9 protein-coding genes are annotated in these 12,111 nt (G+C 37.5%); 1 reads left to right on the top strand and 8 read right to left on the bottom strand.

The annotated features are described in order from the left end of the window. Positions 1-42 precede the first annotated feature (42 nt). The 8 genes from R9C00_22920 to R9C00_22885 form a co-directional block, all read right to left on the bottom strand. Positions 43-1,128: a glycosyltransferase family 1 protein gene (locus tag R9C00_22920; GenBank protein WPO34558.1), complete on the bottom strand. Its 1,086-nt coding sequence runs from the start codon at positions 1,126-1,128 to the stop codon at positions 43-45. Next, the gene (locus tag R9C00_22915; protein ID WPO34557.1) at positions 1,125-2,621 is read right to left on the bottom strand and encodes an O-antigen ligase family protein; all 1,497 of its coding nucleotides are present in this window, start codon (positions 2,619-2,621) and stop codon (positions 1,125-1,127) included. The genes R9C00_22920 and R9C00_22915 overlap by 4 nt, the downstream gene beginning before the upstream one ends. Positions 2,622-2,632: 11 nt before the next feature. Then, the gene (locus R9C00_22910; protein WPO34556.1) at positions 2,633-3,823 is read right to left on the bottom strand and encodes a glycosyltransferase; all 1,191 of its coding nucleotides are present in this window, start codon (positions 3,821-3,823) and stop codon (positions 2,633-2,635) included. Positions 3,824-3,980: 157 nt separating this feature from the next. Next, on the bottom strand, positions 3,981-6,206 hold the full coding sequence (locus R9C00_22905; GenBank protein WPO34555.1) for a Wzz/FepE/Etk N-terminal domain-containing protein: 2,226 nt from the start codon (positions 6,204-6,206) through the stop codon (positions 3,981-3,983). Between the two features lie 33 nt (positions 6,207-6,239). Next, entirely contained in the window at positions 6,240-6,941 is a 702-nt protein-coding gene (locus R9C00_22900) for a TolC family protein (protein ID WPO34554.1), read from the bottom strand. A gap of 25 nt (positions 6,942-6,966) precedes the next feature. Next, positions 6,967-8,997: an LruC domain-containing protein gene (locus tag R9C00_22895; GenBank protein ID WPO34553.1), complete on the bottom strand. Its 2,031-nt coding sequence runs from the start codon at positions 8,995-8,997 to the stop codon at positions 6,967-6,969. A 33-nt stretch (positions 8,998-9,030) separates the two neighbouring features. Beyond that, complete coding sequence (locus R9C00_22890) at positions 9,031-10,170, bottom strand: sugar transferase (GenBank protein ID WPO34552.1); 1,140 nt, start codon at positions 10,168-10,170, stop codon at positions 9,031-9,033. Between the two features lie 10 nt (positions 10,171-10,180). Continuing rightward, positions 10,181-10,561 (bottom strand): response regulator, encoded by a 381-nt coding sequence (locus R9C00_22885; protein ID WPO34551.1) that lies wholly within the window; start codon positions 10,559-10,561, stop codon positions 10,181-10,183. Between the two features lie 202 nt (positions 10,562-10,763). On the opposite strand from R9C00_22885, the gene R9C00_22880 reads away from it, so the two are divergent. After that, positions 10,764-12,107 carry a sigma-54 dependent transcriptional regulator gene (locus tag R9C00_22880; GenBank protein WPO34550.1) on the top strand — a complete coding sequence of 448 codons (1,344 nt, stop codon included), beginning with the start codon at positions 10,764-10,766 and terminating at the stop codon, positions 12,105-12,107. Positions 12,108-12,111: the final 4 nt, after the last annotated feature.

Below are 12,111 nucleotides of genomic sequence, written 5' to 3'. Positions count from 1 at the left end.
ATGAAGGATTTATCTCAACAGCTTTAATAAGAATAGCGTAACCTACCGAATAACATGTTGGTATACTTCAGTTGTTTCCATTGCGCATCGTTCCCAACTGTATTTTTTCACCCAATGCTTCCCTCTTTCAGCTAGTTCCATTCGTTTGTCGGTGTTTGTAATCAATAGAGAGGTCTTATTGACCAGGTCTTCTACATTGTAATCCAAAAGCATAGCGCCTCCTCCCGAAATTTCGGAAAGAGCTCCTCCTTTGGCACATAATACAGGTGTGCCTGCTGCCATCGCTTCTAAAGGAGCAAAGCCAAAACCTTCGTATTCAGATGGGTAAATCATTAAATCTCCTTGGTTGTAAAAAGCATTCATCTCTTCATCGGGTAAGTACCCAGTGAATTCAACATTTTTCAAGCCTAATTCTTTAGCGATGTTAGGGTACTCGGTTCGCTCTGGGAAAGCTCCTGCTATTCGCAACTGTACAGAATATTTCTTTTCCAGCTGCTGGAATGCTTTTAACAGTAAGCCTACATTTTTGCGCTTTCCTAATCCTCCAGCATATACAATAGTGAACTTTTCATTAGCTTTCTTCTTTTGGGTTGGGAAGAAACGCTCAAAATTGATCCCGTTGGGAATGGCATGTACTAATTCTTGTGGATAATTGGCGTATTGAATAGTGTCTTGCCGAGCTGTTTCAGAAACGACTATTAAAGGAATCCTACGCTTCCTAAACCGCTCAATAGCCCAGTGGTAATACTGTTGATACCTTGAGCCTTTCTCAAGTACATGGAGCAAGGATACATCATGCATAGTAACTACTACTGGTTTTTGAACAAAATAGGTTAAAGCCAACCCTGACATGAACCAGTGGGCATGGTACACATCCGAAGAAGTTTTTCCTATTGCATTGCGGATGAACAATGGCAGTAAGTATGGATGCATTTGCCTAAAAGAACGGTAATGAATGGGTTTGATCCATTTGTGTTGGTGATAATGCTGGTCTGGATGATTGGGCTTGAATGGTTTGTAAAGTTCTACTTGCCCATTTTTTTTGGATATATGCTTGGCCAATTCATAGCCGTAATGGCCAATTCCTGATTGGAAATGCTGGCAAGAGACCATCGTTATATTTTTCATGATGCTTGATTTTGTTTTTCTTTATCCATTTCAATTGCCCTAAAAAGAATAGCTACATAAATCCAAAAGAGGAAGTTAGACGGGAGCTTGACCAAAATTTCTTGAGCAAGTTCTACTACAGCAAGTGGGAAAATAATGACAATAATACATAGGGCTATAGTTTTCAGTTCGGGGTCTTTCATATTGAAAAAGTACCCCCAGGCTCCTTTTATCAATAGGTTTGCCCACAGGAAGAGGTAGATAATAAGTCCAATCCAGCCTGTTTCTACAGCTACCCGTACATAGCCAGAGTCAGGAGGGAAAGATGCCAAAAAAGATCCTGGAGAGAACCGTCCGCCCCATACACCCGTTGAACCTAAACCTCCACCTATAGGGTGCTTCAGTATCCATGGCTTAATCCGGTCTCGATTATGCTGCCGTTCCAAATAAGATTTATCTTCACTTGCATTGAAAGTAGACTGAATACGTTTGATATGATAATTGTTGGTAGGCATTATAATGACAATGAACAACCCAATTCCTGCAATAACAGCCAGCACATACATTTTCACACTTTTAGAAAGCCCCACAATGCAGGCTCCTGCTATTGGTAGTACTGCATATGCAGATCGAGCTCCCGCGTAAATCATTCCTCCAAAGCAGCATAAGGCCATTATTACAAGGCATACTTTTAGTAGCCAATGAAACTTTAAACGAAGCATTAGAAAGCCTACAATAGACATATACGCCATCACAATACCATAATGTGCAGGCGATCCCATTGTTCCAAATGATCGCCACCTACCTTGGATAAAGACCAAATGCACCGCATCGTTGCGGATGATATGCCGCATTTCAAAATCAAAGTAGCCAAAAAAGTATTGGTACAATCCCCAAATACCAGAAATACTGGACATACATAGGAGGAAAACCAAGATATTTTTAAGCTGTGTTGGGGTTTTTAAAATACCATAAGTGATAAAAAATATTTGAATATAGCCTACGACAGGACGAACAACATAAAACCATGCAACCCGTGAAGAGGCAATTGGGTTAGCAAACTCCAATACATTATAAGCAGCCCATAGAACTATGGGAATAGTAATAGGTGTATGGAAAATTGACCAATCTCGGCTCAGGTAGCATCGGTACAACATTCCCAACATCATACATAAAATGGTGAAGTCCATCACTAAACCGATGGGGATACCCGAAAGTAATTTGAGCAGAACAGACATGAAAACCGATATGAAGATCATTAGGTATACTCCTACTTTCGGCTTGAACATAGCACTGATAATGAAAGGTCCTCCTATCACAGCCGCTACTATTACAATAGGTAGCACCCAATGAACTTTAACCGTGAGAAAGCTAATGCTAAGGCAAATAAGTAGGCAGGAAACTAAAGCACCTATGGAAAGTGCTCGCTCTTTTATTAGCCAGTTATACAAGCCAGAATGAATTGCCGCCTTGGCATCATCTCCTTCCGAATTAAAGTACTTTTTCAGTTCCACTGCCGTGATTGCTATTTATGTGTGGTATGAATAAACTTACCCTGTGCTTTTCTAGAACTTCCAGCTAAAACAGCTTTTAAATTGTTGAATGCGAACTTGGGTATTTCAAAGAGGATGTTATAGGTTTCTTTCCACAATTGGCTTTTGTGAATGAATAAGAGGTTTGAGAAGATGAATAACAGGTTTGTTAAGGTCCAAAAAGGAAATGAGTCATTAATGCCTAAAATTTCCCAGCAAAAGAGAAATTGGATTACAAATATGTGTAAGCTGCGGGGAGGTCTCCACAAAACAAGGAAGTAATCTAAAGGAGCAATTCTTTGTTGTTTAAGAGCAGATTTTATCAAATTTGTACCATAATAAAAAGCATTGAAATATTGGTTGCCAAACCAACGAGTTCGTTGTTTTTGTAGGTCATCTGTTGAATTGGTTTTTTCATCATAGACAATTGCTTTTGGTTGATAAAGCATGGACAGGTTTTCAAACCGGGTTAGCAATTGAACCATAAGATTTTTGTCCATACCGGGAGCTCTGGCATCTAAGTGTAAAATTGCTTCATTAAAAACCTTCAGGTCAAAAGCAACTCCACTGCCACTTAGTTCCAAGTACTCGAATGTATTGACTCTTGCTTGCCTAAACATCCAATCATTAATTGCCTCAGAAATAGTATCATAACATTCTGACGCTGAAATAGCTTGGTGAGGCTTACGTTTGCCTTGAACGATGCTATAGCCCTGTTGGATGCCTTCAAGAATATTATGGAAAAAATTACGATCCACAATGTTGTCTTTGTCTAATAAGATTAAGTGGGAAAAGTCTTTCCCCTGCACTGTTCCTATTTTATTGATCTCCTCAACTGCAAAGCGGAGGGCGTGGTGATAAGGGTTACCCTCTCTATTCTTAAAAGATTTTTCTGCGAAACTTATAGGAAACCTTTGGGCTTCAGAAACAATCATTGGGTTTGCTTCTTGAAATAAGACAAAGACGTTTGCATTCTTTTCGGAATCAAAAATAGATTGTAAGACTTTAAGTAAGGTTTTACTTGGCTTGTACGCAGGGATCAAAACAATAGGGTTGGTTGGTTTTGTTCCTGTTTTTTTTCTATTCCGTTTTTTTGTTCTGCCTGCCCAAATAGCTAAAATCCATTGGACAGTATAGAAAATAAAATAAAGTTCTAGTAAAAGAAGTAAGGTTTGTATAATCATAGTCTATATTGTTTTTTAGAATATGAAATACAAACCTTGTGCTTATAAAATTTTTTGTTTATAATATATTGATTTTCAGTATATTGTTTAATTTTAATGGTGATAGTGCTGCAAGTAATAGTCGATCCTGTGGATAAGTTTCCATCAGGTGGAAAACTTAGGCAGCTTTTTTAAATCCTCCATAAGCCCACCTCTTAACAAGCTTGCGGAATTTCGAACGAAGCTTTGGCACATCGCCGATATAACCCTCCATGCGTTCAATATTTACTCTATTAAAAACACTACCCACTTTGTTTAATTTGCAGTCTAATAAAGCCTTTTCCGCACGTTGGTCTACTGCTCTAAAAGTCTTGTTAGCTTTAAAAACATGAATGCTATTATCTAATATTGTAGCCCATTCTTGCCAGTCAGAACAAATTGAAAGAGGAGGGGGTATGACGAAAATAAAATCATATTTCATTTTCAAATCAGAAAGGGTTTGTTTCCATTTCATTTGTGTTGCAAAGTCAAAAGGAGAATCATTTTGATGATTTGCCTGAATGCAACCAGATTCGGTGACTGACTCTAAATGAGTAAAATGATTTCCTAGGGACTTTAGCTCAGTAACTACTTCGCTTTTTCCAAACCAGTCAGCCTGAATCATCAAAACACTATATCCACTGTCTATTAATTTGCGGCTCAATGATTGGGCTATCCATGTTTTACCTTCTGACTCATAGGTACTCGTTAGCAAAAAAGTACGATTACCTTCTGGAATAGCCATCACTTTTTCCCGCAAGTTTTTTACTTGTTCTCTTACCAAAAGCTTTATCGAATTGGCTAATTGAGAGTTAGGTTCAACTCGTTTGTCGTTTGCATTTGGGAAGGCGGCAATCATAGGAATTTGAGTGCTTGCCTCAAACTGGCTTACTGCTCCAATGCTTCTATCCAATAGTTCGATCACAACAATAAATGCAATAATTACTACAAAAACGGCTAAACCAGCCCCTGCTAACATAAACAAGCGCTTGGATGCTTCGGGTTTGATGGGTAAAAATGCTTCATCATTTATAGTCAGTTCATTTATACCTGTGCCTTGTTCTACCGTTTTGGTCAAGTTTAGTTTATTGAGCAAGATGAGGTAGCTCTGCTCGGAAGTATTGATTTCTCTATCAAATGTACCAATTGCCGATTCTAGTGGGGCAAAGCTATTTGCATACACTTTTAGCCTTTGGATTTCTGCTTTAACAATGGGCATAATTTCTTTTGCCATTTCAGCTTCTAACTGCAGACCAATGTAACGGCTTACTAAGTCTTGGCGAGTCATGGCCGGATCATAAGGTACTTCAGAAATGGTATGCTTGATATTTTGTTGAATGTCTTTCTTCACCTGCTCTGTGAAGAGTGCTAAAGAATCGAGCGGCAAATCTTTTTGCTCTTTAAAGGCATTAGTAATTTCTGCCCTATGCACTTCTCTTAATTTAGATTTGAGCTCAATGACCTTTTCATTTTTATCTAAGCTGAGGGGTAGTGGCGCTCCTTTTTTTTTGAAATTTTTTTCTATTTCAAGCATTCCTTGCCTTTTGGCAGCTTCTTTTTCCTCAATTTTGGCAAGGGCAATTTCCATATCCACAGTCTGGTTTACTATTGCTTTGGTCAATTCACCCAAGTTAATTATGGTGTTTTTAATTTTAAACTCTTCTAAGGCTTTGACTTTCATGTCCAGTTTGAGCTTAGCCTGCCTCACTAACTCCTCCATAATTTGTCTGTCTTTGGAGATACGCTCACGTGAGAGGTTGATGTGATAAAAAATTAGTGCCTCACTGAATAGGTCAGCAAAATATTTCGATTTAAATGCCCCATCTGTCTTGGTTTCTATTTTCAAAAAATAACTATTCCCCAAACGATACCCTTTAATCATGCTGTTTAGAGCCTTGTTACTCATTCCATTAGATTCCAAAAACTGGATAACAACTGCCTGCTCTGGTTGAGAAAGGTTCAATATGCCTTTATTTTCTAGGCAACTATCTATCAATGTCAATATCCGAATAGAATCCAAGTCATAGGTACCGCCTTCTGGTTTTTCCAAGTCGAATAGTTGATGTTTTTTCTGAACATAATCTTTCAAAGCCTTTAACCGCACATATTCAAATGTGCTTCTTGATTTGAGCAATTCCAGTAAATTTTGAAAGTACATCCCTATTTCATACTGTTTGATAGCCTGCCCAGAAAGGCTCAAATCCGAATTAGTTTGAAGGTTGACGTGGACGGTGGCATTAGAAGTGTAAACTCTTGGTAAGTCTTTCGTCAGGTAAAAAACAAGTACTACAGCAAGGATGGGGAAAAATATCCAAAGTTTCCACTTCGCTAATAGCACTTTTATTATTTCTATAAATTTGGTCATGGCTTATGATACTTTGGCTAGTTGAAAGCTGATTTAAAAACTTGCTTTCTCTTCTCCGATCATCACATTGATTTCTCGAAATATTTTCTCTGCTGCAAACTGACTGCGTATTAAACCTTCTTCCATCTGTTCTATTCCTCCTTGAGTTTGGATAACCTCGTCTAGTTTTGCTTCTCCAATTTTGAATTTTTCTTTGATAAGCACTGCCATTTCCAACTGAGCTTGCAACCGTTCTTTACGCAACCTTACAACTTCAAGGGCTTGTAAGTAGTCCAGGTATTTTTGCTCAACCCATGACCTCAATATTTTTTGTTGCCTCAAAATATCATTCTCTGAGGTTCTAACATTACTTTTTGCTATGCGAACTCTACTTGGGAGGGTAATTATTTTATCTGGGCTGATTTGTAAATTAACACCCATAGATGGCAGTAAGGCAGTGTTGCTGATTTCACTTTGATAATCATTAGTTACGCTGAAAAGCTGAACGCCAAAGCGAAAGCTTGATAACCAGCTATTTTTTTCTTGCCACACTTTGGTCTGCCGAATGCTTCTTTCCTCATGAAGCGTTTGGAGGTAATAAGAGTTTTGGAAGGCAACTTCTACCAAAGAGTCGATAATATGATTTTCTTGACCGTTCATTTGAAACCCGACAGTAGATTCTTGTGGTGTTATCTGGGCAATACTATAAGTATTTAAAAACAAAAATAGTATAAGGGTAATGACTAAGTATTTCATAGCAGGTTGATGTTAGTAGGTGAATTTATTTTTTGAAGATCATGACTTCATGGCGGTAATTTGGTTGGCTTTGGTACCAGTCGTTGTAAATAGACCCGCCAGATTCTGCCCATTGGGCAAATTTTAAGTGCGATTGGGTAATGACTTTCCCTTCACTGGGATAGTCAAACGACACAGGAGTATGTATGGCCCAAGGCAGATTGTTTTCAGTCTTATAAAACTTACTACTCAAATTTGTTCTGTCATCTTTTTTCCCAAAGAGAGCTGTATTTATTTTGGTTGTTGGGGCATGGCCTGATAAATGAATCTCTTGTTCTCTATTCTTATTTACGATTAAAAAAGGGTTATAAGGAGCTCCAGTCAACTCGTTGTCGAATACTCCATTTTGTAATGTTACTTTTACTATAAACTCTAAAGGCTCTACAAACTGTTTTCCCCTTTCAACATTGGTATAATTACTTTCTGGAGAACGAGGAAGGAGTTTTGATGCATTTTCAAAAAATACAATTACTGCCTTTTCATGCCCTAACTCACAGCCATTACTATTTTGCTCAACAAATCCCTCATTCAAAAAAGTGCCTTCAACGCTTTGGATTTTGTCTGAAGAAATAGGCAGCTCAATCCCAAAACCATTCTGGTACAAAGCTCCAATAGCTTTTACTTTGAGGCTAAACTCCAGTTCTTTTACCATGTAGTTCGCATTCATAATGCTTCTTACATTATAGTCGAGCACCAAATCGTTGAAGTCATAATCTCCCTTGGACGGCCACAAATCTTCAAAAGCTAAAGACCCAAATCTATTTTTTGAAGGTGTATACTGTGAAATAGCCCGCGACGGATCAGCAGGAAATTCATCGGCATAGTCATGGATGCCGTCGTTATCTGAGTCAACAGAAGTGGAAATGCTTTCTAATTCATCAGTTGTAATTGCTGAATAAGGATTGGCGGTAACATAAAAAATGGCATCGTTGAAATCATTGTCTCCCCCAGGTCGGGTAATGTCTTCAAAGCCCAATAATAGCAGTTCTCGTTTATCATCTCTGAGTTGGATTAAATACTGCCGATAGGCTTCTCCTGCATAGTCATTCATGCTTTTTATGGAGTACTTTGTTTCAAAAGAAGGCTGCACCGATTGTGTCCCACTATTCCACCCATTAGGTATCAAAAACCAGCCTATACCAGTATTAGCGGGAAATCTGCCTAAATACACCTTGTTTCCAGTGTACAACCCGCCTCCACTATTATTAAAAGAGACATTTGGGAATATAATATAAATCTGATCATCTGGTACTTCGCTTATGGAAGTTGGGGGAGAGGCCAGGTTGTAAGTAAAAAAGCCAAGAGTATTTTTATAGCCTGCCCCTTCATGAACAAAAGTAACCCACAAGTCGGCTTCATCGTTCAGGCGTGTATTCATATCTATATCTTTCAAATATTGTGGATTAGCAGAAGGGACGGGTGCACCTTCGGGCAAAGAAACATTGATGTCAATTAATAATTGTTGGTCTACATTGTCATCAGTGGCCAATAGATAATCGGGAACGCCCAATGAGTTCCATCCTCCTAGTGTATTATAAGACTCAACTCCAGTCGTTCTTTTCCACAGGACAGATTTTTTAGTATGAGAATACTCGTTTACATTATAGTAGATTACTGAATTTTCTAGTAGTATTTCATGGGTAGTGGGTAATCCGACAAAGTTGATTTTTAACCATATTTTCTCGATATGTGCTCCTAAAGTCAGGTTTAGTTTACTTTTTCCGTTTGGGTTGCTTACTCCATTTAAAATAACATTTTCTTGATTAGCTGCCGAGTCTACCAATGTAAAAGGGACGGATGAAAGTGTAGTCCCGTTTGGTAATTCAAACTGGATATTTAATTCAAATTGATTTGTTGTTTCGTAATTAAAGTTATCCGAAACAACTAAGTTTTCAATTACTTCTTGGGGAGATATTGCATCAGACACATCTTCCTTTAAGTCACTTTCCATTTCATAGAGACATGACGGTAGTAGGCTTATTGCTAACAATAAACCAATTGTTGTAATGGTTTTCATAAGTCAGTATTTTAAAGAGTGCTGGAGGCTTTTTTAGACATTTTCAGTTTGCAAAAGAGCAGGGAATGTTCGGAGAATAATTTTCAAATCGAACCAAAAAGAATGTTTTTGAGTGTATTCATTGTCTAGTGCTATGCGCTCTTGAACAGACATTTCGCCTTTACCTCTTTTGGTTACCTGCCACAAACCTGTGAGGCCTGCTGGTGCTAAAAAACGAGTGGCTAGCTCGTCAGAAGTCAATGTTTCTGCTTCATAGAGCGGTAAAGGGCGGTTGCCTACCAAAGACATATCTCCTTTGAGAACATTGAAAAGCTGTGGTAATTCATCAATACTTGTATTTCTTAAAAACCTACCAAGACGGGTGATTCTGGGGTCGTTTTTAATTTTGATAAAATTAGATTGGGAGTTAGATTTTTGATGTAGAAATTCGCTCTCCAATACTCTGCTATTGTTGTCATGGAATAGCCATATTTGTTCTGTTGGAGCAATACTACTTTCGGGTTTGCTTTGTTTTGAGTATAGGTTTTCCTTTTTGACATCATTTAAAAGCTTATCGGCATTTACTCTCATGGTCCTGAACTTGTATAGCTCAAAAATTTTGTATTTACTACCTACTCGTTTGGATTTGTAAATGGGGGCACCTTTGCCTTTGGACTCCAGTTGAATTAATAAGGTAACCAAGGCTAGTAACGGGGAAAGCAATAGTAATGCAGAAAATGAAATTGTTACATCTAAAAAACGCTTCAAAAAAGAATTAGTCGAATAGATTTTTTCAACAGGTATAGATTCTTCAGTTTTAAAATTCTGATTTATACTATCCCAATGCGTGCTCAAAGTTTTTACCCTTGTTGCGATAGCTTTTAAATCGTATGGGGCTCTATAAACGTCATACAAACGTCGGTCTTGTAATAGATTTGTATCGATCCGTTTTTCAGAACCTGTCAGCATGATGTATCTGATTTCTCGGTTAGTGGTTGCATTTTTACACTTTTGAAAAAAGAGATCAACAGGCATGTCGATACTTTTTTGATCAAAAATGACAAGTTGCGGAGGATGCTTATATATAATCAGTGGTGCTTTTTTTCCACTACTAATAAACTTTATATCTCCCCACATGGCTAATATTGATGTTAGTTTCGGAGTTGGCTGGCGATTGATGTATAATATTTTCATGGTATAGTTTTTAGGCAACTGTTCTTTTGAAGATGTTTTTTATTCTCAACACCACTTCTACTGGGTTAAAAGGCTTTGTGATAAAATCATCAGCGCCAATAGCCAAAAGCCGGATACGAGAGTCTGAATTCTCTTTGCCTGAAAGGATTATGATAGGAATGTTCCTATAAAGACTACTTGACCTAATGGTTTTTGTAAATTCCATTCCACTTATTTCTGGCATCATAAGGTCAGTTAAGATTAGATCTGGACAAGTATTTTTCTCTAACCAAGCCAATGCAGATATAGCATTTTCCTGTGATATCACATTAAAATCCTCTGATAGAACAAACTCTAAAAGTGTTCTTAAGGCTCTATCATCTTCTATTAATAATATGTTTTTCTTACTCATGATTTTATAGTTTTGGTTTTGGGAAGTATTATTTCAAAACTAAAACCATATTTTCATTTGTTTATATAAGTATCTGAATATCTGTGTTTTATTATTGTTCTAGTCTTGAGATTGTGGACTTGGTATTTCTACTGGGTAGAAAATATTCCACTACGTAGAAATAAATTGTATATTGGAGTAACATTCATCAATTGCTAGTAAAATGGGACATTGTAAAATCTTTTTGGTAGAAGATGACAAATGGTATGGAGAGTATTTGAAATATACACTCTCACTCAATCCTGACTTTGAGGTAGAATGGTTCGATACGGGTAAAAAGATGTTGAACCATCTGCATGAAAAGCCTACTATTATCACGTTGGACTATTCTCTCCCTGATTTTACGGGTCAAGAGCTTCTCAAAAAAATCAAATTATTCAATCCTGAAATACCAGTTATTATTATTTCAGGTCAAGAAAGTGTTGAAACTGCAATTGACCTGCTAAAAGAAGGGGCATACGATTACATTGTGAAAAATGACGATGCTAAAGATAGGGTGTGGAATACGATAAGAAATGTTGTAGAACATCTACAGCTCAAGAAGGATTATCAGGTATTGCAAGAGGAAGTAAGCCAGAAGTACGAGTTTAATGATATTATTAAAGGTAATAGCCCAGCACTACAAAAAGTGTTTGCTTTATTAAGAAAAGCCGGAAAATCTAATATTACTGTTTCTGTCACAGGAGAAACAGGAACAGGAAAGGAATTGGTCGCCAAGGCTGTGCATTACAATTCGGACCGAAAGAAAAAGCCCTTTGTGGCAGTTAATGTTACGGCAATACCCGCAGAATTGCTTGAAAGTGAGTTGTTCGGTCATGAGAAAGGAGCGTTTACGGGTGCTGTCAACCGCAGAATAGGGAAATTTGAAGAAGCAGACAAGGGTACCTTATTTCTTGACGAAATAGGAGATTTGGGGTTAGATCTACAAGCTAAATTATTGCGGGTATTGCAAGAACGAGAAATTACTAGACTAGGAAGTAACGGTGTGAAAAAAATTGATGTGCGCCTCATAGTTGCTACTCATAAAAACTTGAAAGACTTGGTGAAAAAGGGGCAGTTCAGACAGGACTTGTATTATCGCCTTTTAGGCTTGCCTATTCAACTTCCTCCACTTAGAGAACGCGGAAATGACATTATTCTACTTGCCAAATTTTGTCTGCAAGAGTTTTGTAAAGAAAATAAGATGGGCAAACTTTCTTTTACAAATGAAGCCAAAAAGAAATTGATGGGTTATTCTTATCCAGGTAATGTGAGGGAGTTGAAGGCAATTGTTGAGCTTTCAGCGGTAATGGCGGATGGTAAGGAAATCATGGAAGAAGATATAGTTTTTGATGAAATTGATCACGAAGCCCAATTGATGTTAGGAGAAATGACATTAGCTGATTACAATAGAAAAATAATTAAATTGTATTTGAAAAAGTATGATAAGAATGTATTGAAAGTAGCCAAGGTATTGGAAATTGGTAAATCAACTATTTATAAGATGATGAAAAACAATGAATTATAATTAA

This window comes from Flammeovirgaceae bacterium SG7u.111, assembly GCA_034044135.1.
Taxonomy (GTDB): domain Bacteria; phylum Bacteroidota; class Bacteroidia; order Cytophagales; family Flammeovirgaceae.
The sequence above is the reverse complement of the archived record's forward strand: the minus strand, read 5'-3'. Positions and strand labels throughout refer to the sequence as shown.

Coding starts and splice junctions, on each gene's coding strand:
- R9C00_22920 (WPO34558.1), bottom strand. CDS start 1,128: ATGAAAAATATAACGATGGTCTCTTGCCAGCATTTCCAATCAGGAATT.
- R9C00_22910 (WPO34556.1), bottom strand. CDS start 3,823: ATGATTATACAAACCTTACTTCTTTTACTAGAACTTTATTTTATTTTC.
- R9C00_22885 (WPO34551.1), bottom strand. CDS start 10,561: ATGAGTAAGAAAAACATATTATTAATAGAAGATGATAGAGCCTTAAGA.
- R9C00_22905 (WPO34555.1), bottom strand. CDS start 6,206: ATGACCAAATTTATAGAAATAATAAAAGTGCTATTAGCGAAGTGGAAA.
- R9C00_22880 (WPO34550.1), top strand. CDS start 10,764: ATGGGACATTGTAAAATCTTTTTGGTAGAAGATGACAAATGGTATGGA.
- R9C00_22900 (WPO34554.1), bottom strand. CDS start 6,941: ATGAAATACTTAGTCATTACCCTTATACTATTTTTGTTTTTAAATACT.
- R9C00_22895 (WPO34553.1), bottom strand. CDS start 8,997: ATGAAAACCATTACAACAATTGGTTTATTGTTAGCAATAAGCCTACTA.
- R9C00_22890 (WPO34552.1), bottom strand. CDS start 10,170: ATGAAAATATTATACATCAATCGCCAGCCAACTCCGAAACTAACATCA.